This is a genomic window from Streptomyces sp. NA04227, assembly GCF_013364195.1.
In the GTDB taxonomy this organism is placed as follows: domain Bacteria; phylum Actinomycetota; class Actinomycetes; order Streptomycetales; family Streptomycetaceae; genus Streptomyces.
On the sequence record NZ_CP054918.1, the window covers coordinates 6,369,258 to 6,392,451 of the forward strand.

Below are 23,194 nucleotides of genomic sequence, written 5' to 3' on the forward strand. Positions count from 1 at the left end.
ACCAACAGGAAGGCAAAGGCATGTCCGTTCCCGACCCCGGGCGATTGACAGTCACGTACAGCAACCTCGACACCGCAGCCACGGATCTCGTGCGGGAAGCACGGACGCTGGAAACATCTCTCGACATGATCCAGCGAAAAGTGCAGAGCCTCGCCGGACTCTGGGAGGGTGAAGCCTTCAATACCTACTCCCGGCAACAGCGGGAGTGGGACAAGGAGGCCGCAGATATTCACCGGGCGCTCAAGGAAATCGCGAAAGTGGTGCACGGTGCCGGCGGTGACTATCGTGGCGGCGATCTCAAAGCGGCAAGGTACTACGAGATCATGTGAGTCATGGTGGAGACTCGAGGGGGGGAAGTCGCTCAACCTGGCTTCCCCCCTCTGCTGTCGCGAGCCAGTGATCGACTCCTTTGGGCCCGACACGTTGGGCTTCTGTCCGGGTCACTGGCCATGGTCTCAGCAGCGGTCTCACTCCATTCGACGTGTAAACGCGGGGTTGCGGCTCACATACTCAATCCTTGAATGCATTTTGCCTCCATTCGCGGGCTGAGTGTCCACGTGCTTCCGGCTCCGTCGCTTTGTTGGTCATTGCGGCTCGATGACCCACACCGAGGGGTCGTCCTCGTCATCAGTCTGCGTCGCGCCGATGGCTAGTCGGCCCCGGTGGTAAACGAGATGAGTGCCATCGGGTTCGAAGAAGTCCCAGTCCTCTGTCTGGATGTAGTAGAAGGGGGTCTTTTTGCCGGTGACGGGGTCGAGTTCGAAGAGCACACCCGGCTCTGACACCATCCCTGTTTGGTAGGCGAGCGCCTTGCTGCCGTTGGCCTGTACGACCTGGATCGGCGCAAGGTCGCGTCCGTCGAACTTCTTTCCGCTCTTTCCGGTGGCAAGGTCGTAGGCGATGACCTCGTTCGAGGGCGCGTCTCCGAGCTCGATGCGTTTCTTCGAGGCGATGAAGAGGTGCGTCTCGCTGACGACGACGGACGAGCACTGGTCGACCGCGAAGTAGTCCGGGACCTGCTTGCCGCAGGTGATCGCATTCCACTCCTGGTCGCCCGGCATGGTCGAGCGCACCTTGCCCGCATCGTCCAGGTGGATCAGCAGCGACTCGTACTCGCCCGCTTCCTTCAGGACAGACAGAACAACAGGGGCAGTCGAGACGACGTGGACCTGCTTGAGACCTTCACCGGGGGCGTAGGTCCACTTCGGCTTCCCGGTACGAGGGTCGATCTCTTCCACCTTCAGCTTCATCCGGTCGATCTCACCGCAGCCGACCACTGCCAGCATCCTGCGTCCACCGGCGAAACCCTGGTCTGTGCACTCAGAGGGCTGCGTGTCGGCCCATAACCGTTTGCCACTTCGCAGGTCGTAGGATGCGGAGCCAATCCCCCAGGCGGCCACTGCGGTGTCCTGCGAGATGGTGACGCTGCTGGGGTTGCCGTACCTGCCGCCTCCCGCGGACAGGGCGCCCGGCAGCTTCTCGTCCCACAGCTTCTTGCCCTTGTTGAGGTCGACACCGATGATGCGCCCGCACACCGGATCGCCGTTACGGTCACGAGTCATGACAAGCACGGCTGTGCGACCGTCCACAGTGAGGTGCTGGGTGGCACTGCATATGCTCGCGCCGAAGTCGAGCTTGTACAGGCCCTTCTCCTTCGCAGGGCCGCGCTTCCGTGTGAGCTTCCACCCCTCCAGGACGGTTCCGCGGGCTTCTACGAGGCGCGTGTCGGTCAGCCACAACCCGGGGTAGTCGACCATCTCGTTCTTCTTCAACGGCCCCTCAAGCAGGCTCAGCAGCTCTGTTCCGCCCTGGTTGCGCGGCCGGGTGGCGACCTCTTCGCGTACGTCGCCGGGCAGTTGACGGGGTCGGAGGTCTCCGTGGAGGCCCACAGGATCCGAGGCGGCGGGGGACGAGAGCCACAGCCAGCCGCCGAGGCAGGCAGCGAGAAGAGTGAGGCAGAGGCCGCCGACCGTGATGAGGCACAGTGCCCTGCGGCGCCGGTCCTTGTCGGCGGCTTCTCGCCGTGACTGGGTGTAGAGGGAGGCCGGGGGCCCGAAACTCACGGCACTGTCCCTTCTCGCCGTGCCCGGAACATGTGACCGGGGCGTTTGCTTACTGTGGCTGATCGAATCCCAAGCGTAGTGAATGCCTCTGATGAGGCGTTCAGCGGGTTCGGAGGTTCAGCGTGCATTTGCCATGTGCTGGAAGGGAGTTGCGCGGTGAGTCTTCGGGAGTCCACTGCGAAGCGCATGATGGGCAAGGCGAAGACGCACAGGGGGCAGGCTCGTGCGGCCTCGTCCCGATGGTCAGGTGCACTGGCCGGATGCCGTCCGCGAGCAGCTCAGCCTTCACCACGGGCGGGCCGTCCAGGACGAGCAGCAACGGCGTAGCGCTGTCCGAACTCGTGTATCCAGGTGAACAAGCTTTAGAGACCAGGCGTGATCACTCATGACCACGGCTTCCTTTGGCTGCCCCAATTCGCCCCGTACTCACCGCACGTGACAGGAGCAGGCCGAGCGTAGCCTGACCTGCCCAAGTCCGAAGGCCCCGCCTAACTCACAACTTGCTGAAGACCACGCCGCGCCAGGTCCAGCCCGACTTGAGCACGGCGTTCCGCAGAGGGTTGCGCAGTTCTGCGCTGTCAAAGTGGAAAATCTCCGTCGCTTCGAGACGGCCACTGTCACCTCGCTGGATCTTCCAGTCGCGGGTGACTGTCCTGTTCGGCCCTCGCGAGTACTCCGACGAAATCTCAAGCCTGGGTGGGTTCCCGACTCGCGTGACCTCCCACTGCTCCTCCAGGGCACGCACCTCATGGTTCTCCTGGACCAGGCGCATCCGGATCCGGACGGCGCGAGTCAGCTGGGACTCGATGAAGAAGGTCTGCCAGGCAGGCTCCGCCATCCGCCATTCCGCCACCAAGTCAGCGTTTTCCGCAGCGCCGTCGCGGACGATGTACGGGACATCAGACCGGTTGAGGTTGAGCAGGGCTGCCCGAGTCTGCTCGGCTGAGACTGGCGCAACATCGTCGGCAGGGCGCTGGGTTCCGGTTAGTTTGTCGAAGAGTCCCATGAAGCCAACCTATGAGGGATCCGATTTCCGATTCAGTATTCGTCGCTGAGAGATGTGTTACGTCGGTCCGTCGGCGCCCGGACGGACCGTGCGCACAAAGTCCTGGAAGTCGGCCAGGACAGTGGGGTATTGAGAAGCAGTGCAGGTGAGGGCCAGGCGGATCACCGCACGCTTGCGCGGATCGGCGGCGTCCAGCATGGACAAGTACACCTGAGACTGGACGAGTTCGCGGCTCACCCCACCGACCATGGCAGAGAAGGTCAGCGTCTGTGTGAGGCCCGGAACATCTACGGAGTCGGCCTCACGGCGGCCAGCGACGGCAATCGACGTGACGGCCTGGCGCAAGCGCTTCACCGATTCGTCAGCGATCTCGGGCAGCGTTGCTGAATCTGGGCGGAACTCACCGTCGATGGTGATGTTTGAGGTGAATCCGGCATCCGGCGGCAGATGTCCCGCGACGAACGCTGCTCCAGGGGCGTTGACTTCGTCCGGTGGTGCGGCGCGCCAGCCTTCCGGCAGTGCAAACTTGATCGGGACGGGCAGAGTCGTGGCCATGTCGAGCCTTCCATGCTGGGAGAATGCACCCGCACACAGTGGTTTGAAGGTGATGAAGGTCAGAACACACTGCCGACGCTGCCGATACCATCGCCGATCGCATTCACCCCCTTGCCGAGACCGTCGGCCAAGTCACCCGCGGTGTCGGTGACCCTCCCGGGGTCGACGCTGAACTCGAAGGCCACGCCTCCACCAACGCCGGGGGAGACGCCCAATCTGGGCCTGAGGTGCCATACGCCGTTGCTGTCCTTTCCGAAGCCCAACCCGGCCTCCGCACCGGGGCCGAGCCACCCTTCGGCCGTGACGCCCGCCCCGATTCCCCCAATGTCCGCACCTTGGGTGACGCTTCCCTTCACGCCGGCGAAAGCCTCGGCCCCCGCCTGCACGCCATCGACACCTGCCCCCGTGTTGACATCCGCCGCAGCGCCGGCCATGGTCTCAGCCCGTGCGTAGATGCCGACAGGACCGGCATCGGCCCTGCCTTTGGCCGAGGCCTCACCTCCGACCAGTAAACCTGTTTGGCCTTGGACGCCCTCCGTGGTGATGAGCCAAGCGGCGGAGCCCTTGGCGCCCGCATAGGCTTCGGCCCCTCCAGAAAGTTTCAGCGGGCCGTTGGCGATCGACCCCTCCGCGGTCGCGCGGCCCAGGTCGGCATGCTTCTCAGCCTCACGCAGCTTGCCGGCCCCGGTGTCCGGACCCGTGACTGAGCTCCCGACATCGGGGCCTGACGCAGAGGCGTCACCTTCAGCGACCCAACCGGATGTCTTCATGCCAGGGTTGGGTTCCGGCTTCCCTGCCGTCGCAAGGTCACCGACGGCGTTCGCGTTGAATCCGCCGAATCCGGTGCCGTCCAGTGAAACGTCGCTCGTCGCACGGGCCAGGGCCCGCTTGACACTCTCATCGGTGTCGTTGACGGCCTTGACGGCTTTGGCGATGTCGTCAGTCCAGCCCTGCGCCTTCTTGCGGGCATCAGCCAGGAGTTGTGGGTAGTCAGGGGCGTGCTTGAGTGTGTACCGCTCCTGCTCGGACAGCATGTCGTACCCGATGTAGTCCGCGTTGCCGGAGTTGTCGACCCTGAACTTCTTCTCCTCGGCGTCATGGACCAAGTCCTTCACCGCCTTCTGCAGGCGAGTCAGTTCGGTGTGCGCATCTGTGAGGAGACTGGCAATTGCGAGAGCCTCTGCCTTGGCCGCTCCGTACTCGAAGGCTGTGGCAGATGCCTTCTGCTGCTGCACGCCGTGCGCGACCCCCTGCCAATTCCCATTGTCCAGCACGGCCTGCACATGCTTCTCGTAGTTGGTCTTCAGCTCACCGAAGCGCTCGCCCATCTTCTTCCACGCCTCGGCCACGTCCGTAAGTGGAGACAGATCGGCTGTCATCACGTCGTTATAGCTCAGAGCCGTGGACCTCTCCCGTCACATTCCGTCGAAACTGCTGGGGGGCCTCACCGAAGCCGCCTGCGCACCGATGCCGACGTCCTGGTTTTGGAAGATGTTCTTCGTGCCATGCAGCGCGTTCAACTCCTGCTGCAGCCGCGCCATCAGCCGGTTCGCCTGCCCCTGCCATGCGGTCAGCGCGTCAGAGACCCCCTGGTCCAGAGTCCAGTTGGAAAGCCGTTCCAGCCCGGTGTCCTGCTTGATCAGGGGGCTCGTGGGGGCCGCTGGGGCGAACAAGGGGGGCCGTACCGTTCCGCCGCCCTCCGCCATGTGGGTAGCCAACTGGGTGCTTGGCATGAGGGCCTCTGTCAGGTATTTCGCCGCACGCTGCTTGTCGCCACGCGAGCTCGCAAGAGTCTGCTCATCGCCGATTCCGACTCCCATACACAACTCCGATACGTTTGTGTCTCGTTAGATTCACTTCCAGCAAGCGGATCGCTGAAGCTGGCCGTGTGCAATATCAGCTACGCGCGGCATGAATGCTCGCCTGGCCTGAATGAGGTCGTGCAAGTTGCGGCCGAGGATGCGAAGGATCCGCGCTGTGCAACTCGGCGGACGTGATGCCGTTGTTGACGGCCCGTTGACGTCGAGGATGTTGGATACGTTCCAGTGAGCCTGGCTGGCGTCATGCCAGGAGTGGTCCGGCCAAGTATGCTTCCGGCGTCTTCTTCTTGTTATCCCCAACGCCGGAGTCCCCATGACCACCAACCGGTTGTCTGCTGCTGCTTCGCTCCTCTCGGCCGTAGCCACCAGTGTGCTGCTGGTCGGGTGCTCGGCCTCAGCCGATGTTGGAACGTCGACACCGGAAATGTCCTCGGGCAAGCTCTCCGCACTACTCGCCGAAAGGCTCGCCGCTACAACGGGCCAGCCAAAGCCGAACATTGACTGTCCCGAGGACCTCGTAGGTGAGGTCGGTGCCACCACCCGGTGTCGGCTCATTGCGGACGACGGCAGCACCTTGGGCGTAACCGTCAAGGTGACATCCGTCGACGGAGACCAGATCCAATTCGACTTCAAGGCAGACGACACGGCTTCCCCTGCTCCGAACTGAGCACCGCGCCGAACCTCAGCAACCTGTAGTCGGGAGCCCTGTTCCTTTGTCAACCTCAATACTCCCGAACCCACCCCGTCTGCACCATCGGCTTCCCCCGCCGTCGTGACACGAAGGTGCCTCGCCCCACAGGCATGGGCCTCGGTCGCACCCCCGCCAGCAGGTCGCCCTCGGTCGGGTCCCCCGACAACACCAGCCCCTGTGCCCCCAGTTCCGTCATCCGCTGGATGAACGGTTCATAGGTTGCCCGTCCTGCCCCCGCCGTGTTCCGAGCAATGATGAACCGCACCCCCACATCCCGTGCGAACGGAAGCTGCTCGGCAAGCGGGGCCAGGGGATTGCCGCTCGATGTCGACACCAAGTCGTAGTCGTCGACGACCACATACACCGTGGGGCCTCGCCACCAGCTACGGTCCTTGAGTTGTTGCGCCGTCACATCCGCAGTGGGCGCCCGTCGTTGCATCAGATCCGCCAGAGCGCCGACATGGTGCTCCATCGCGTTGGACATCGGCACGTACTCCGCAAGGTGCGACCCAGGCGTGGCGTCGAGCAGCCCACGGCGGTTGTCGACCACGAAGAACTTGCAGGCGTCGCCCGTATACCGCCGGCTCAACTGCCCAATCAGCAACCGCAAAAGATTCGTCTTCCCCGACTCGCTCTCCCCGAACACCAACAGGAACGGGTCCTGGTCGAAGTTGACGAACACCGGCTCCAGGTTGTTCTCGTCGATCGCGAAGGCGACTCCCCGCTCCGGATGCTGATGACCCGCCGGAAGCACCTCCGCCCCCAACTCCCGCGGCAGCAACCGCACCGCGGGCGCGCCCGTACCCCGCCAGTGCCGCGCGACCTCCGCACCCAACGCGGCTGTGGCTTCGGCCAGTTCGGTATCCGAGTTCAGGCCGTCCATGCGCGGCACGGCCCCCATGAAGTGCAGCTTCTGCGGTGACTGACCCCGCCCGGGCACGCCGCTCGGGACGTTCGCGGCGACCTTGCGGTCGAACTCCGAGTCCATGGTGTCGCCCAGGCGCAGTTCCAGGCGGTTCATCAGGTGGTCCTTGAGGTTGGCGCGTACCTCCATGGAGCGGGAGGCGGTGAGGACCAGGTGGATGCCGTAGCCGAGGCCGCGGGCGGCGATGTCGAGGACGGCTGTTTCCAGGGCCTCGTAGTCGGTGCGGAAGTTGCCCCAGCCGTCGATCAGGAGGAAGACGTCACCCCACGGCTGGTCCGTCACCGAGATCTGGCCGCGGGCGCGGCGGGTCCGGAACTCACCGATGGACGAGATACCAGACGCGCGGAAGTACTCCTCTCGGCGGGTGAGGACGCCGTAGACCTCGGCGACGGTGCGGCGTACGCGTTCCGGGTCGAGGCGGGAGGCGACGCCGCCGACGTGCGGGATGTTGGTCAGGGCGGCCATCGAGCCGCCGCCGAAGTCCAGTGCGTAGAACTGCACTTCCTGAGGGGTGTGGGTGAGGGCGAAGGCGCAGACGAGGGTGCGCAGGAGGGTCGACTTGCCGGACTGCGGGCCGCCGAGGATCTGCATGTGGCCGGCCGCGCCCGAGAAGTCGCACCACAGGGCGTCCCGGCGCTGTTCGTAGGGCTTGTCCACCAGGCCGACGGGGACCACGAGCCGTCCCGCGCCTTCGTAGCCGGGCTGGGTCAGGCCGCGGCCCTCGACGGGGGCGAGGCCGGGCAGCAGCTGGTCCAGCGAGGGCGGGCTGTCCAGGGGCGGGAGCCAGACCTGGTGGGCGGCCGGGCCCTGGCCCTCGATGCGGCGTACGACGACGTCGAGGACGGTGTCGGCGAGGGCGTCGTCCGGGCGGTCCGGCTGCGACGGGCGCTGGGCGGGGACCGTCTGCCGTACGTAGCGCACCGGCACTTCGGCGGCCGTGAAGAGGGCGGGTGCGCGGTCCACGGGAAGCGGTCCGCCGAGGGCGGCGGCCTGTTCGGCGCTGGAGCGGTAGACGCCGGAGACGTACGCGGCCTTGAAGCGGACCATCTCGTCGGTGCCGAACTTGAGGTAGCCGGAGCCGGGGACGTTGGGCAGCTGGTAGGCGTCGGGGACGCCGAGGGCGGCGCGGGACTCGGCGGCGGAGAAGGTGCGCAGGCCGATGCGGTAGGAGAGGTAGGTCTCAAGGCCGCGCAGGCGGCCCTCCTCCAGACGCTGCGAGGCGAGCAGCAGGTGCACGCCGAGCGACCGGCCGATACGGCCGATCTGCACGAACATCTCGATGAAGTCCGGCTTGGCGGTGAGGAGTTCGCTGAACTCGTCGATGACAAGGACGAGCGAGGGGATCGGCTGGAGCGCGGCTCCGGCGGCGCGGGCCTTCTCGTAGTCGTGGATGTTGGCGTAGTTGCCCGCGTCGCGGAGCATCTCCTGGCGCCGGTTGAGCTCGCCGCGGATGGAGTCGCCCATACGGTCGACGAGGGTGAGGTCGTCGGCGAGGTTGGTGATGACGGCGGCGACGTGCGGCATCTGGGCCATGCCCGCGAAGGTCGCACCGCCCTTGAAGTCCGCGAGGACGAAGTTGAGGGTCTCCGAGGAGTGGGTCACCGCGAGGCCGAGGACGAGGGTGCGCAGCAACTCGGACTTGCCGGAGCCGGTGGCGCCGACGCACAGGCCGTGCGGGCCCATGCCCTCCTGCGCGGCCTCCTTGAGGTCGAGCATGACCGGGCGGCCGTCCTCGCCGACGCCGATGGGGACGCGCAGCCGTTCCGCCTGGGCGCGGGGACGCCAGGTGCGGCGGGTGTCGACCGAGGCGGCGTCGCCGAGGTTCAGCAGATCGGTGAACTCCAGGTTGGCGAGCAGGGGTTCGTCGTCGTCGGATCCGGATGCCATGCGCAGCGGGGCGAGTTGACGGCCGAGCGCCTCGGCGGCCTGCGGGGAGAGCTCGTCGGGCGTGCCCTCGTAGACCATGCCCTGCCCTGATTCCAGGCGGAGTTGGCCCGGGTGCACGGTGACGGCGAGGGAGCCGGGGCCCGCGGGCCGGGTGCCGCGGCCGAGTTCGAGCAGGGTCACGCCCTGGATGCCCTCGGGGCCGGCGAGCAGGGATCCCGGTGGCAGGAAGACACCGTCCAGTACGACGACGAGGTGCGGCTTGTCGGGCAGGGGGCGGCCGCCGGGGTGGAAGCGGGGGCGTTCCGCGAGGCGGGCGGCGAGCAGGTCCTCCGCGGCCATCGGGTCGGCCGTGATCAGGCGTCGGCTTCCGGCGCCGTCGGCCGATTCGGCGGACTGGGCGTGTGGCAGCCACTTCACCCACTCCCAGTGCGGGGCGCCGTCCTGCGCGGTGAGCACGGCCACCACCAGGTCCTCGGGGGAGTGCAGGGCGGCCAGCGAGGCGATCAGGGAGCGTGCCGTGGCGCGTACCGCATCCGGGTCGCCGTCGATGCCCACGTGGTAAAAGGCCCGTAGGGACACCGCCATGGGCAGGTCTTCCAGAGTGCTGTGGGTGGCCAGGAAGCGCTGCATCGCTCCGGCGGTCAGCGGTTCGAGGTCGGTCACCGGGGCGGTCTGCGGGGCGACCAGCGGCGCGGCGAGCGACTGGGCACCCAGGCCGATCCGTACCTGCCCGAAGTCCTCGTCGCCCGCCCGGCGTTCCCAGACCCGGCTGCCCTCGGCCACCAGCGCCCACAGCTGCTCCGGCGCCGGATGCAGATAGAACTGCGCGTCCCGCTGGGCCTGTGCGGTCGTCTGCACCTGGCGGCGGGTCTGCGCGAGATGGCTCAGATAGTCCCGGCGCAGATCCGCCAACTGCCCCTGGGTGCCGCGCCGGTAGCGCACGAGCATGGCCACCGCCATGGCCACGGTCGACGCCACCATCACCAGACCCATGATCCTCATGAAGGGATGGGCGCCCGGCATGAAGAAGAACACCACCGAGCCGCCCATGCCGAGCATGGGCAGGATCTGCATCAGCGCGCCTTCCTGCTGGCCGCGCGGCAGTTCGGGCGGTGCCTGGAGCACGATCTCCTCGACCGGCACCTCGGAGGGCAGCGCGCGGGGCGGGCGCTTGACGACGATCTGGCTCACTGCTCACCGATTCCTGGCCGACGCGTTCCGACAGGTGGGGCCATACTCTGCGTGCAGTCATGGCGACCGTTGGGTGATCCTACTGACGCGGTCACGGAACGGGGGCGGTAGGGTGCGCTACGCATCCAACCGCTGTGAACAAGCCGCTGATACAGGGCAATTGGCGCATGCCGGAGCGTTCTACGGCGTAAGTCGGGCCGTATGGCCGGATGTTGTACGTGGGAACCGGTAACGGCCGAACACCCACGTGGGGTTGGAGCGAGGGCGCAAGGCGCATCAGGTGCGGGCGAGAGGGAGCAGCAGGTGAGTATGACGGCGTCGTCGGCGGCCACCGGAGTGGCCGGGCCCGGCCGCGGAGGGCAGGCCGCCGGAACGGGGCTCGGCTTCAGCCGCGTCACGATCGTCGCGCCGGACAGTCGCGTCGACGTGGCCCTGCCCGACGACGTCCCGGTCGCCGACCTCTATCCGGAGATCCTGCGGCTGACCGGGCAGCGGCCCGGCGAGGGCGCCCCCGTCGGCTACCACCTGGTGCGGCGCGACGGCACGGTGCTCGACGGCGCGCTGACCTTCGCCGCCCAACGCATCCTCGACGGCGAACTGCTGAGCCTGCGGCCGTTCGCGGAGTCACTGCCGCCCGCGGTCTTCGACGACGTCTCCGACGCGGTGGCCTCCGCGGTCAGCCGCGACCGCACGCTGTGGACCGACGCGATGACCCGCACCGCCGGACTCGTCGGCGGCGGCACACTCCCCTTCCTCCTCGCGTACGTGGCCTGGACCTCGGGCTCGGGGCACGACATGCACGGGCTGCCCGGCATCGTGGCCGCCGTCGCCGGAGTGCTGCTGCTGACGCTGGCGTGCGTACGGGCCCGGGTGTACGACGACCGCGCCTCGGCCCTCGCCCTGGGGCTCGGCGCGCTGCCCAATGTCGCGGTGGCCGGCTCCGGGCTGCTGCCGCTCGCGGACGGCGAAGGTGTCGGCAGGCTGCAAGTGCTGCTCGCCTGCGTGGCCGTCTTCCTCGGATCACTGGTGCTCGCGCTGGTCACACCCAGCGGGGACGGGCCGTTCGTCGCCTTCGTGACGGCGTCCGCGGTCGCCGCCGCAGCCGTGTTCGCGGCCATCCTCGCCGAGTTCGAGCCGGTCGAGACGGCCGCGATGTGCGCGCCGGTCGCGGTCGGGGCGCTGGCCTTCCTGCCCGGACTCTCGATGCGCTTCGCCCGGCTGCCCATCGGCTTCGAACCGCCGCACGTCAGCCAGCGCGGCATGGGCCTGGAACCCGCCGAGGGCGAGCCGGTCGACGCCGAGCGCATCGCCGCCCGGGCCCGCCGCGGACACGAACTGCTCGTCGGTCTGGTGGGCGGCTGCGCACTGCTCGCGGTCGGCTCCTGCGGTGTGCTGGGCTTCGCCGGGAACACCTGGGGCCAGCTCCTCGCGCTCGCCACCGGCGTCGCCATGCTGATGCGCGCGCACCTGTTCCGCTACACCGCCCAGGTGGGCGCCGCGCTCGCGGCCGGGCTCGCCTCCCTCGGCCTGCTCGGCCTCGGGTTGTGCCTCAACCCGCCCGACTCGCTCGCCGGAGACGCGTCGGCGACGGACATCCGCACTCTGTGGCTCGCGGCCGCCGTCGCCGCGGCCGCCGCCCTGGTCACCGCCCTCGGCCTCGTCCTCCCCCGCCGAGGCGTCACCCCCTTCTGGGGCCGCTTCTTCGAGATCGCCGAGGGCTTTGTCCTGCTCACCCTGATCCCGCTGACGCTGGCGGTCTTCGACGTGTACGCCTCCGCGCGCGCCATGACGAGCTGAGCACGCGCCGGAGCGTACGGGCGGAAAGCGGGGCGTGAGGAGAACATCCCGCGCCCCGCGCTCACACCTTCACATCAGGCCGACGCCGCATCCGGTAGAAGCCGCGCCAGAGCCAACTCACGTCAGGTCGAACTCGCCGTCCCGCGCGCCCAGGACGAAGGCACGCCACTCGGCCTCCGTGTAACGCAGGACCGTGTCCGGGTCCGTGGACGAGCGCATCGCGACGGCGCCACCGGGCAGGTGGGCGATCTCCACCCGCTCCTCGTCCGCACTGGTGCCCGGCGCACTCAGCCATTCGACGCCGGAGATGTCGAGCGCGTACAGCTCGTTCTTCTCCCGCTCCTTGCGTGCGGCGAGTTCCTGGTCCTGTGCTGCGTCCGACATCGGCGCGCGGCCCCTTCCCGTTGGGCGGAAGAAATCTGAAGTCTTAGAAGTCTGAAGTCTTAGAAGGTGGAAAAGGTGAAGACGGGCGGCGGTCCGCGGACGGAGGGAAACCCCACCCGCGGAACACCGCCGACCACCGAGCGTATATAAGGTGTGCGCGGCTACGGACCCGTATCCCGGAACATCCGCCGAGGGAGCGGAAGTGCTGCTTCCGGGTGACCGGAGGCCGCTGACAGGGGCGGCCCTTCGCCCGTCTCACCCCCTGGTACCCTGTGTGACGACCCCCAGACCAGTCGACGCCGGAGCCTGCTTCGGGCCCGGCGGCCGGTGCTGGTGGGATCTCTCGCCTTCCGAGTCACCGTAGTTTCCCCTGAGGAGAAGACCAGGGGCGCTCGGAGGGAAACGACCTCTCTAGGAGTACGCGTGTCGCTGGACGTCGCAACGAAGAAGCAGATCATGTCCGAGTTCGCCACGAAGGAAGGCGACACCGGATCTCCCGAGGTGCAGGTCGCGCTGCTCTCGCGCCGGATCTCCGACCTGACCGAGCACCTCAAGACGCACAAGCACGACCACCACTCGCGTCGTGGTCTGCTCATCCTGGTCGGTCAGCGCCGCCGGCTGCTGCAGTACCTGGCCAAGAAGGACATCCAGCGCTTCCGTGCGCTGGTCGACCGCCTCGGCATCCGCCGCGGTGCGGCGGGCGCCCGATAAGACGCCGTGAAGGGAGCGGTTCCCGTACCAGGGGGCCGCTCCCTTTGCTGTACGTGCGCTGTACGTGCGACAAGTCACCCTCCGCTTTGTAGTCTGGTCGCACAGGGCCGCGCGGCTGCTGCCCGGGTTTCCCGGGGGTGCCGCGGCGCGGGCCCCGGGTGGCCGAAAGGCCATCGGCGCAGCCCGGGCGGGCGACGCCCCGGCCGGGTACGGACAAAGCGGAAACACACAACGCCATACTGAACGAGGAAGAGCGCACCCTCGCCGGTCCTCGGTAGTGGCCCCCGGGCGTACGACCCCCGGGTGCTTCGATCGAAGACCGGCCAGCCAGCACCGAGGCGCGCTCTCCACCGTCCGGCCGTCACACGGGCGGCACGGACACAAGACGCAGACAAGACGCACGCGTGTGGAGCGCCCAGAGCGCACCGGCCGCGTGAACTTACGAACACGGAGAATGCACTGGTGGAGAACGAGACCCACTACGCCGAGGCTGTCATCGACAACGGCTCCTTCGGCACCCGTACCATCCGCTTCGAGACGGGCCGCCTCGCCCGTCAGGCCGCCGGCTCCGCCGTGGCCTACCTGGACGACGACACGATGGTCCTGTCGGCGACCACGGCGTCCAAGAACCCCAAGGACCAACTCGACTTCTTCCCGCTGACGGTGGACGTCGAGGAGCGCATGTACGCCGCGGGCAAGATCCCGGGCAGCTTCTTCCGCCGTGAGGGCCGTCCCTCCGAGGACGCGATCCTCACCTGTCGCCTCATCGACCGCCCGCTGCGCCCCTCCTTCAAGAAGGGCCTGCGCAACGAGATCCAGGTCGTCGCCACGATCATGGCGCTCAACCCCGACCACCTGTACGACGTCGTCGCGATCAACGCCGCGTCCGCGTCCACGCAGCTGGCCGGTCTGCCCTTCTCCGGCCCGATCGGCGGCGTCCGCGTCGCGCTGATCAAGGGTCAGTGGGTCGCCTTCCCGACGCACACCGAGCTCGAGGACGCCGTCTTCGACATGGTCGTCGCGGGCCGCGCCCTGGAGGACGGCGACGTCGCGATCATGATGGTCGAGGCCGAGGCCACCGAGAAGACCATCAAGCTGGTCGAGGGTGGCGCCGAGGCGCCGACCGAGGAGATCGTGGCCGCCGGTCTCGACGCCGCGAAGCCCTTCATCAAGGTCCTGTGCAAGGCGCAGGCCGACCTGGCGGCCAAGGCCGCCAAGGAGACCGGCGAGTTCCCGGTCTTCCTCGACTACCAGGACGATGTCCTGCAGGCCCTGACCACCGCGGTCAAGGACGAGCTCGCCCAGGCGCTGACCATCGCGGGCAAGCAGGAGCGCGAGAGCGAGCTGGACCGCGTCAAGGCTCTGGCCGCCGAGAAGCTGCTGCCGCAGTTCGAGGGCCGCGAGAAGGAGATCTCCGCCGCGTACCGCTCGCTGACCAAGACCCTGGTCCGTGAGCGCGTCATCAAGGAGAAGAAGCGGATCGACGGCCGCGGCGTCACGGACATCCGTACGCTCGCCGCCGAGGTCGAGGCGATCCCGCGGGTGCACGGCTCGGCGCTGTTCGAGCGCGGCGAGACCCAGATCCTGGGTGTCACCACGCTCAACATGCTCCGTATGGAGCAGCAGCTGGACACCCTCTCGCCGGTGACCCGCAGGCGCTACATGCACAACTACAACTTCCCGCCGTACTCCACCGGTGAGACCGGCCGCGTCGGTTCGCCGAAGCGTCGCGAGATCGGCCACGGCGCGCTGGCCGAGCGTGCCCTGACGCCGGTGCTGCCGACCCGCGAGGAGTTCCCGTACGCGATCCGTCAGGTTTCCGAGGCGCTCAGCTCCAACGGTTCGACCTCGATGGGCTCGGTCTGCGCCTCCACCATGTCGCTGCTGAACGCCGGTGTGCCGCTGAAGGCCCCGGTCGCAGGTATCGCCATGGGTCTGATCTCCCAGGAGATCGAGGGCGAGACGCACTACGTCACCCTCACCGACATCCTCGGTGCGGAGGACGCCTTCGGTGACATGGACTTCAAGGTCGCCGGTACCAAGGAGTTCGTGACCGCCCTCCAGCTCGACACCAAGCTGGACGGCATCCCCGCCTCCGTTCTGGCCGCGGCCCTCAAGCAGGCCCGTGACGCCCGCCTCCACATCCTCGACGTGATGATGGAAGCGATCGACACCCCGGACGAGATGTCCCCGAACGCCCCGCGGATCATCACCGTGAAGATCCCCGTGGACAAGATCGGTGAGGTCATCGGCCCCAAGGGCAAGATGATCAACCAGATCCAGGAGGACACCGGCGCCGACATCACGATCGAGGACGACGGCACCATCTACATCGGTGCCGCCGACGGTCCGGCCGCCGAGGCCGCCCGCGCCACGATCAACGGCATCGCCAACCCGACCATGCCGGAGGTCGGCGAGCGCTACCTGGGCACCGTCGTGAAGACGACGACCTTCGGCGCGTTCGTCTCGCTGCTGCCGGGCAAGGACGGTCTGCTGCACATCTCGCAGATCCGCAAGCTCGCCGGTGGCAAGCGCGTGGAGAACGTCGAGGACGTCCTCGGCGTCGGCCAGAAGGTCCAGGTCGAGATCGCCGAGATCGACTCCCGCGGCAAGCTCTCCCTGATCCCCGTGATCGAGGGCGAGGACGAGTCCGAGGGTGACCAGAAGAAGGACGACGCCGACAAGTGACGTCCCGTAGTCCCGAGACGACGGCCCGCACCTCCCGTGAGGCGCGGGCCGTCGCCCGTACCCAAACACTGCTCAAGGGCAAGGACGGCGCCGGTACGGTCCGCCGTACGACGCTGCCCGGCGGCCTGCGCGTGGTCACCGAGACCCTGCCGACGGTGCGCTCGGCCACCTTCGGCATCTGGGCCCACGTCGGATCCCGCGACGAGACCCCGAGCCTGAACGGCGCCACGCACTATCTGGAGCACCTGCTCTTCAAGGGCACCCGCAAGCGCTCGGCGCTCGACATCTCCGCCGCGATCGACGCGGTCGGCGGCGAGATGAACGCGTTCACGGCCAAGGAGTACACGTGCTACTACGCGCGGGTGCTCGACAACGACCTGCCGCTGGCCATCGACGTGGTCTGCGACATGCTCACCGACTCGCTCATCCTCCAAGGCGACGTCGATGCCGAACGCGGCGTCATCCTCGAAGAGATCGCGATGACCGAGGACGACCCGGGCGACTGTGTGCACGACCTCTTCGCGCACACGATGCTCGGCGACACCCCGCTCGGCCGTCCGGTGCTCGGCACGGTCGACACCATCAACGCGCTCACCTCCGACCGCATCCGGCGCTTCTACAAGCGGCACTACGACCCCACCCACCTGGTGGTCGCCGCGGCCGGGAACATCGACCACCACAAGGTCGTACGCCAGGTCCGTGCCGCGTTCGAGCGGGCCGGCGCACTGGAGCGCACGGACGCGGTTCCGGTGGCGCCGCGCGCGGGCAGCCGCGCCGTGCGCGCCGCGGGCAAGGTCGACTTCCTGCACCGCACGAGCGAGCAGAGCCACGTCATCCTCGGCATGCCGGGGCTGGCCCGCAGCGACGAACGCCGGTGGGCGCTCAGCGTGCTGAACACGGCGCTCGGCGGCGGCATGTCCTCGCGCCTCTTCCAGGAGGTCCGCGAGAAGCGCGGCCTGGCGTACAGCGTCTACTCGTACACGTCGAGCTTCGCCGACTGCGGACTGTTCGGGGTGTACGCGGGCTGTCGCCCGAGCCAGGTGCACGACGTGCTGAAGATCTGCCGCGACGAACTCGAACTCGTCGCCCGCGACGGTCTGCCGGACGACGAGATCGCCCGCGCCGTGGGACAGCTCTCCGGCTCCACCGTCCTCGGCGTCGAGGACACCGGCGCCCTGATGAACCGTATCGGCAAGAGCGAACTGTGCTGGGGCGAGCAGATGTCGGTCGACGACATGCTGGCCAGGATCGCCGCGGTCACCCCGGACGACGTGCGGGAGGTGGCGCGGGAGATCCTGGGACGGCGTCCCTCGCTGTCCGTCATCGGCCCGCTGAAGGACAAGCAGGCCGACCGGCTGCACGAAGCCGTCTCCTGAAGCCGGGCCCGGACCGGTCTCGAACCGGTCCGGGGCGGCCCTACCGACAGCTGAGAACAAGCGAAGGAGCAGCGACATGAGCAAGCTGCGCGTGGCCGTACTCGGCGCCAAGGGCCGTATCGGCTCCGAGGCGGTACGGGCCGTCGAGTCCGCCGAGGACATGGAACTCGTGGCCGCCCTCGGCCGGGGCGACAAACTGGAGAGCCTCGTCGACGCGGGCGCCGAGGTCGTGGTGGAGCTGACCACCCCCGGCTCGGTCATGGGCAACCTCGACTTCTGCGTACGGCACCAGATCCACGCCGTGGTCGGTACGACCGGCTGGACCGAGGAGCGCCTGTCCCAACTGCGCGACTGGCTGGCCGAGTTCCCGGACACCGGTGTGCTCATCGCGCCGAACTTCTCCATCGGCGCCGTACTGACCATGAAGTTCGCCGAGGTCGCGGCCCCGTACTTCGAGTCCGTCGAGGTCGTGGAGCTGCACCACCCGAACAAGGCCGACGCGCCCAGTGGCACCGCGGCCCGCACCGCGCAGCTCATCGCCGCCGCACGCGAACGGGCCCAGAGCCCGGCTCAGCCGGACGCCACGGTCACCGCGCTCGAGGGCGCGCGCGGCGCCGACGTGGACGGTGTGCCCGTGCACTCGGTACGGCTGCGCGGCCTCCTCGCCCACCAAGAGGTCCTGCTCGGCGGCGAGGGCGAGACCCTCACCATCCGGCACGACTCCCTGCACCACAGCAGCTTCATGCCGGGCATCCTGCTCGCCGCCCGTCGCATTCCCACCGCTCCCGGCCTCACGTTCGGCCTGGAGCACTTCCTGGATCTCGGCTGAACCATGCGCGCGAAGATCACGTACACCGTCACGGCCGCCGTCCTCGTCGTCTACTTCGTCCTGGTCGGCAGCCGCGGCGTCCTGCTCATCCAGCACGGCACCCCGATCACCGTCGCCTTCGGGCTCTCGGTGCTCGTCCTGCCGTTCATCGGCGTCTGGTTCCTGTGGAAGAGCACCCGCTTCGTCACCAAGGCCAATGCCCTGGCCGCCGAACTCGAGGCGGAGGGCGGGCTGCCCGTCGACGAGCTGGTCCGTACGCCCAGTGGACGGATCGACCGGGACTCGGCGGACGCGGTCTTCGTCAAGCGCAAGGCCGAGACCGAGGCCGCACCGGGGGACTGGCGCTGCTGGTTCCGCCTCGCGGTCGCCTACCACGACGCCCGTGACACCCCGCGCGCGCGTAAGGCGATGCAGCGGGCGATCGCGCTGCACGAGGGCAAGCCGGTACAGGCGGAGACGGTCTAGAAATCCCTGGCCGCTTCGGGCGGCCGCCCCCAGGCGCGGCCTGAGGCTGCGGTCGACCTTACGAACGGGGTCCGGGCCCACCCTGCGGGAGCGGGCCGTGGGCCCCGGCGTGCTGCTGTGCCCAGGCCTCGATCCGGTCGGCGGCACGGTCGAAGGCCCCGGGCCTGCCCAGGAAGTCGGCGTTGTGCGTGGTCATCAGCGGGCGCAGTTCCTCGTCCGGCCGGGAACGCCGCTGCAGCACCAGGGCCTCGCCCTGCACGGTGCGCGGTAGGCCGAGCCAGCGCACGGGCTGCTGCGCGGTGCGGACGGCGGCGACCTGGTCCCAGGAGACGGTCCGGGTGGCGAACATCCCCACCCGTCGCACGCCCCGGCTGCCCACCCATGTCCCCATCCGCAGCATCCGCAGCGCGGTGGCGATGATCAGCAGCGCAAGGACTCCGCAGGCCAGCGTCTCGGCGGGTGACCCCGCGAACGCGATGATCACCGTGGAGAGCAGGACGAAGGCGGCGAGCAGAAGCAGCGAGGCGGCCAGGCCCACCCGCCACGGCCCGGGCCGGTACGGACGGCGCCAGCGGTCCGGGTCGGGGTGGGGGAGTTCGTCGTCGCCGCGCGCATCTCCGAAGGCTCGGTCGGCGGTGAGAAAGGTCAAGGGCACGACGGGTCCTCACTCGTACGCGATGGGGCTGCCCGGTGAGGCTACCGACCACTTCGTCCCGTCACCACCCCGGTCGCGGCCGACTGTCGGTGGCGGGCCGTAGAGTTGGCGCCGCCCGTGAGTCGTGAGGGAAGGACCCCGCAGATCGTGACCGACACCCCCGCCGAGGACCTCAAGCCCGCCTTTCGCAGCGATGTCGTGGTGGAGCTCGTGAAGCACGCCGCCAACGACAGCGACGTGTTGTGGGCCGCCCGTGTCTCCACCGCCGGCGAGCAGTCGCTGGACGAGTTGAAGAAGGACCCGGAGCGCTCCAAGGGCCTCATCAACTACTTGATGCGGGACCGGCACGGCAGCCCCTTCGAGCACAACTCGATGACCTTCTTCATCAGCGCCCCGATCTTCGTCTTCCGCGAGTTCATGCGCCACCGGGTCGGCTGGAGCTACAACGAGGAGTCGGGACGGTACCGCCGCCTGCAGCCCTCCTTCTACGTTCCCGGCAAGGACCGCAGGCTCGTACAGCAGGGCAGGCCCGGCAAGTACGTCTTCGTCGAGGGCACCGAAGAGCAGTACGACCTGACCACCCGTGTGATGGAGGACTCCTACCGGCAGTCCTACGAGGCGTACCAGGAGATGCTCGCCGCCGGAGTCGCCCGCGAGGTGGCCCGCGCAGTGCTGCCCGTGGGGCTGTTCTCCTCGATGTACGCGACCTGCAACGCCCGTTCCCTGATGCACTTCCTCGGGCTGCGCACCCAGCACGAACTCGCGACGACGCCCAGCTTCCCGCAGCGCGAGATCGAAATGGTGGGCGAGCAGATGGAGGCGCACTGGGCGCAGCTGATGCCCCTGACCCACGCGGCGTTCAACGCCAACGGCCGCGTGGCACCTTGATCACCGGGCACAGGTGTACGGGTCAGCCATGCGAGGTGTCCGGATTGCGGGGCTTTGTGAGGTTCATCTAGCCTGATCGCACGGACCCGGCACTGCTTGAACCCCCGAGCAGGCAGTGCCGGGCTCCGTCTTTGTCACGTCCAGCGGTCTGCCCCGAGGGGCGACCGCGCGTTGAGCAGCGAGTAGCGTGTTACCCATGGCTCCGACCTCCACTCCGCAGACCCCCTTCGGGCGCGTTCTCACCGCCATGGTCACGCCGTTCACGGCGGACGGCATTGTCGACCTCGACGGCGCCCAGCAGCTGGCCCACCACCTGGTGGACGCGGGCAACGACGGCCTGATCATCAACGGGACCACCGGTGAGTCCCCGACCACCAGCAACGCGGAGAAATCGGAGCTCGTACGGGCGGTCGTGGAGGCCGTCGGCGACCGGGCCCACATCGTGGCGGGCGTCGGCACCAACGACACCCGGCACAGCATCGAACTGGCCAAGGACGCCGAGCAGGCGGGCGCACACGGCCTGCTGACCGTCACCCCGTACTACAACAAGCCGCCGCAGGAAGGCCTCCTGCGCCACTTCACCGCCGTGGCCGACGCGACCGCGCTCCCGGTGATGCTCTACGACATCCCCGGCCGCAGCGGCGTACCCATCAACACCGAAACCCTGGTGCGTCTGGCCGAGCACCCGCGTATCGTCGCCAACAAGGACGCCAAGGGCGACCTCGGCCGCGCGAGCTGGGCCATCGCCCGCTCGGATCTCGCCTGGTACTCCGGCGACGACATGCTGAACCTCCCCCTCCTCTCGGTTGGCGCGATCGGCTTCGTCTCCGTCGTCAGCCACCTGGTGACCCCGGAACTCCGCGCCATGCTCGACGCCTTCAACGCGGGCGACGTGCACAAGGCCACCGAGATCCACCAGAAGCTGCTGCCGGTCTTCACCGGGATGTTCCGCACCCAGGGCGTCATCACCTGCAAGGCCGCACTCGCTCTGCAGGGACTCCCCGGCGGACCGTTGCGCCTGCCCCTGGTCGAACTGTCACCCGAGGAGACGGCCCAGCTCAAGAGCGATCTCGCGGCCGGCGGGGTACAGATCTGAGTACACACCTCGGCCGGACCCACCGAGTCACGGCCGACAAAGACTTCACAACTGAATAGGCAGGGCACTCCGAACGTCCCTGCCGTCCCACACAGTCACATGCACGAAACGTCATACGCGCCACGTGCCCCCGAGGTACGTGGCGCGCATGGTCAGGAGAGTCTTTTGAGTCATCCGCATCCCGAACTCGGCCGACCGCCGACACTCGCCAAGGGAGCCCTCCGGGTCACCCCGCTCGGCGGCCTCGGCGAAATCGGCCGGAACATGACCGTCTTCGAGTACGACGGCCGCCTGCTGATCGTCGACTGCGGAGTGCTCTTCCCCGAGGAGGAGCAGCCCGGAATCGACCTGATCCTGCCGGACTTCACGTCCATCAGGGACCGCCTCGACGACATCGACGGCATCGTCCTCACCCACGGGCACGAGGACCACATCGGCGGCGTCCCCTTCCTGCTCCGCGAGAAGCCGGACATCCCGCTGATCGGCTCCAAGCTGACCCTCGCGCTCATCGAGGCGAAGCTCCAGGAGCACCGCATCCGCCCCTACACACTCGAGGTCGCCGAGGGCAACCGCGAACGGGTCGGCCCCTTCGACTGCGAGTTCATCGCCGTCAACCACTCCATCCCGGACGCCCTGGCCGTCGCCATCCGCACGCCCGCGGGCATGGTGGTGCACACCGGCGACTTCAAGATGGACCAGCTCCCGCTGGACAGCCGGCTCACCGACCTGCACGCCTTCGCGCGGCTGAGCGAGGAAGGCATCGACCTTCTACTCTCGGACTCGACGAACGCCGAGGTCCCCGGCTTCACCCCGCACGAGCGCGACATCTCCAATGTGCTGCGCCAGGTGTTTGCCGGTGCCCGCAAGCGCATCATCGTGGCGAGCTTCGCCAGCCATGTGCACCGCATCCAGCAGATCCTGGACGCTGCCCACGAGTACGGCCGCAGGGTCGCCTTCGTCGGACGGTCGATGGTCCGCAACATGGGCATCGCCCGGGACCTCGGCTATCTCAAGGTGCCGCCGGGCCTGGTGGTGGACGTCAAGACACTCGACGACCTGCCGGACAGCGAGGTCGTCCTCGTCTGCACGGGATCCCAGGGCGAGCCGATGGCCGCGCTCTCCCGGATGGCGAACCGCGACCACCAGATCCGGATCGTCCAGGGCGACACCGTGATCCTCGCGTCCTCGCTCATCCCCGGCAACGAGAACGCGGTCTACCGCGTGATCAACGGCCTGACCCGGTGGGGCGCCAATGTCGTACACAAGGGCAATGCCAAGGTGCACGTTTCCGGCCACGCCTCCGCGGGCGAACTGCTGTACTTCTACAACATCTGCAAGCCGCGCAACCTGATGCCGGTGCACGGCGAATGGCGCCACCTGAGAGCCAACGCCGAGCTCGGCGCGCTCACCGGTGTCCCGCACGACCGCATCGTCATCGCCGAGGACGGAGTCGCGGTCGACCTCGTCGAGGGCAAGGCGCGCATCTCCGGCAAGGTCCAGGCGGGGTACGTCTACGTGGACGGCCTCTCGGTCGGCGACGTCACCGAGACCTCGCTCAAGGACCGCAGAATCCTCGGCGACGAGGGCATCATCTCGGCCTTCGTCGTCATCGATTCCAGCACCGGCAAGATCACCGGTGGCCCGCACATCCATGCGCGGGGTTCCGGCATCGACGACTCGGCCTTCTCCGCGATCATCCCGAAGGTCCAGGAAGTCCTGGAGAGATCCGCGCAGGACGGTGTGGTCGAACCCCACCAACTGCAGCAGCTCATCCGTCGCACGCTGGGCAAGTGGGTGTCCGACACCTACCGCCGGCGCCCGATGATCCTGCCGGTCGTGGTCGAGGTCTGACCCGGCCGGGAGCCGCGTCCGCACGCCGTCACTGGAGCGGAGCCCCTCGATTTGCTTCGAGGCGCTCCGCTCCAGTACGTTTACGGCTCCGCCAGCGAGGGAACACCGGCCGCTCACACGGTTGTTGGGACCCAGAGGGGGCGGAGAAACCGACTCAGAGTCTCTGATAAAGTCGGTTCAGCCGAAAGGGAGCCGCAAGGCGAGCGAATAGGCAAAGGCTTTCCAGCGGCCACTGGATCGAAATTCGGACCGGTAACGGGACGGGAAAACGGTCTGGTAGAGTCTGGAACACCGAAGGGAAGCGCCCGGAGGAAAG

Annotated in this window: 19 protein-coding genes; 11 read left to right on the forward strand and 8 right to left on the reverse strand. The window is 68.0% G+C overall.

The features are described 5' to 3' along the window. The first annotated feature begins 20 nt into the window (after positions 1–20). A complete protein-coding gene (locus tag HUT18_RS27115; RefSeq protein ID WP_176103150.1) occupies positions 21–329 on the forward strand; it encodes a WXG100 family type VII secretion target in 309 nt (102 codons plus the stop codon). 255 nt (positions 330–584) lie between these two features. On the opposite strand, the gene HUT18_RS27120 is transcribed toward HUT18_RS27115, so the two are convergent. The 5 genes from HUT18_RS27120 to HUT18_RS27140 form a co-directional block, all read right to left on the reverse strand. Further along, positions 585–2,063: a PQQ-binding-like beta-propeller repeat protein gene (locus HUT18_RS27120; RefSeq protein WP_176103151.1), complete on the reverse strand. Its 1,479-nt coding sequence runs from the start codon at positions 2,061–2,063 to the stop codon at positions 585–587. A 493-nt stretch (positions 2,064–2,556) separates the two neighbouring features. Beyond that, a complete protein-coding gene (locus HUT18_RS27125; RefSeq protein WP_176103152.1) occupies positions 2,557–3,069 on the reverse strand; it encodes a hypothetical protein in 513 nt (170 codons plus the stop codon). Positions 3,070–3,126: 57 nt separating this feature from the next. After that, a complete protein-coding gene (locus HUT18_RS27130; protein ID WP_176103153.1) occupies positions 3,127–3,624 on the reverse strand; it encodes a hypothetical protein in 498 nt (165 codons plus the stop codon). A 59-nt stretch (positions 3,625–3,683) separates the two neighbouring features. Then, complete coding sequence (locus HUT18_RS27135) at positions 3,684–5,003, reverse strand: hypothetical protein (RefSeq protein WP_176103154.1); 1,320 nt, start codon at positions 5,001–5,003, stop codon at positions 3,684–3,686. Positions 5,004–5,039: 36 nt separating this feature from the next. Then, on the reverse strand, positions 5,040–5,444 hold the full coding sequence (locus tag HUT18_RS27140; RefSeq protein WP_176103155.1) for a hypothetical protein: 405 nt from the start codon (positions 5,442–5,444) through the stop codon (positions 5,040–5,042). Between the two features lie 313 nt (positions 5,445–5,757). Here HUT18_RS27140 and HUT18_RS27145 point away from each other — a divergent pair, with 313 nt between their 5' ends. Then, positions 5,758–6,111: a DUF4333 domain-containing protein gene (locus HUT18_RS27145; protein WP_176103156.1), complete on the forward strand. Its 354-nt coding sequence runs from the start codon at positions 5,758–5,760 to the stop codon at positions 6,109–6,111. Positions 6,112–6,166: 55 nt separating this feature from the next. Here HUT18_RS27145 and eccCa read toward each other — a convergent pair whose 3' ends face one another. Next, positions 6,167–10,138: a type VII secretion protein EccCa gene (gene eccCa, locus HUT18_RS27150; RefSeq protein WP_176103157.1), complete on the reverse strand. Its 3,972-nt coding sequence runs from the start codon at positions 10,136–10,138 to the stop codon at positions 6,167–6,169. A 309-nt stretch (positions 10,139–10,447) separates the two neighbouring features. Between eccCa and eccD the strand changes: the two genes are divergently transcribed. Further along, positions 10,448–11,935: a type VII secretion integral membrane protein EccD gene (eccD, locus tag HUT18_RS27155; protein WP_176104833.1), complete on the forward strand. Its 1,488-nt coding sequence runs from the start codon at positions 10,448–10,450 to the stop codon at positions 11,933–11,935. Positions 11,936–12,052: 117 nt separating this feature from the next. On the opposite strand, the gene HUT18_RS27160 is transcribed toward eccD, so the two are convergent. Then, positions 12,053–12,319, reverse strand: a complete 267-nt coding sequence (locus tag HUT18_RS27160; RefSeq protein WP_176103158.1) for a DUF397 domain-containing protein — start codon at positions 12,317–12,319, stop codon at positions 12,053–12,055. 423 nt (positions 12,320–12,742) lie between these two features. Here HUT18_RS27160 and rpsO point away from each other — a divergent pair, with 423 nt between their 5' ends. From rpsO to HUT18_RS27185, 5 genes are all read left to right on the forward strand, one after another. Further along, positions 12,743–13,030, forward strand: a complete 288-nt coding sequence (rpsO, locus tag HUT18_RS27165; RefSeq protein WP_176103159.1) for a 30S ribosomal protein S15 — start codon at positions 12,743–12,745, stop codon at positions 13,028–13,030. Positions 13,031–13,492: 462 nt separating this feature from the next. Beyond that, on the forward strand, positions 13,493–15,718 hold the full coding sequence (locus HUT18_RS27170) for a polyribonucleotide nucleotidyltransferase (protein WP_176103160.1): 2,226 nt from the start codon (positions 13,493–13,495) through the stop codon (positions 15,716–15,718). Next, complete coding sequence (locus tag HUT18_RS27175; protein WP_176103161.1) at positions 15,715–17,094, forward strand: pitrilysin family protein; 1,380 nt, start codon at positions 15,715–15,717, stop codon at positions 17,092–17,094. The genes HUT18_RS27170 and HUT18_RS27175 overlap by 4 nt, the downstream gene beginning before the upstream one ends. A 76-nt stretch (positions 17,095–17,170) precedes the next feature. Then, positions 17,171–17,923: a 4-hydroxy-tetrahydrodipicolinate reductase gene (gene dapB, locus HUT18_RS27180; protein ID WP_176103162.1), complete on the forward strand. Its 753-nt coding sequence runs from the start codon at positions 17,171–17,173 to the stop codon at positions 17,921–17,923. Positions 17,924–17,926: 3 nt separating this feature from the next. Further along, positions 17,927–18,388: a tetratricopeptide repeat protein gene (locus HUT18_RS27185; RefSeq protein WP_176103163.1), complete on the forward strand. Its 462-nt coding sequence runs from the start codon at positions 17,927–17,929 to the stop codon at positions 18,386–18,388. 58 nt (positions 18,389–18,446) lie between these two features. Here the strand turns inward: HUT18_RS27185 and HUT18_RS27190 are convergent, their stop codons facing one another. Continuing rightward, positions 18,447–19,043 (reverse strand): PH domain-containing protein, encoded by a 597-nt coding sequence (locus tag HUT18_RS27190; protein ID WP_176103164.1) that lies wholly within the window; start codon positions 19,041–19,043, stop codon positions 18,447–18,449. A gap of 147 nt (positions 19,044–19,190) precedes the next feature. Here HUT18_RS27190 and thyX point away from each other — a divergent pair, with 147 nt between their 5' ends. From thyX to HUT18_RS27205, 3 genes are all read left to right on the forward strand, one after another. Next, the gene (thyX, locus tag HUT18_RS27195; protein ID WP_176103165.1) at positions 19,191–19,931 is read left to right on the forward strand and encodes an FAD-dependent thymidylate synthase; all 741 of its coding nucleotides are present in this window, start codon (positions 19,191–19,193) and stop codon (positions 19,929–19,931) included. Between the two features lie 196 nt (positions 19,932–20,127). Further along, positions 20,128–21,027 carry a 4-hydroxy-tetrahydrodipicolinate synthase gene (dapA, locus tag HUT18_RS27200; protein ID WP_176103166.1) on the forward strand — a complete coding sequence of 300 codons (900 nt, stop codon included), beginning with the start codon at positions 20,128–20,130 and terminating at the stop codon, positions 21,025–21,027. Positions 21,028–21,192: 165 nt separating this feature from the next. Then, entirely contained in the window at positions 21,193–22,878 is a 1,686-nt protein-coding gene (locus HUT18_RS27205; RefSeq protein ID WP_176103167.1) for a ribonuclease J, read from the forward strand. Positions 22,879–23,194 lie beyond the last annotated feature (316 nt).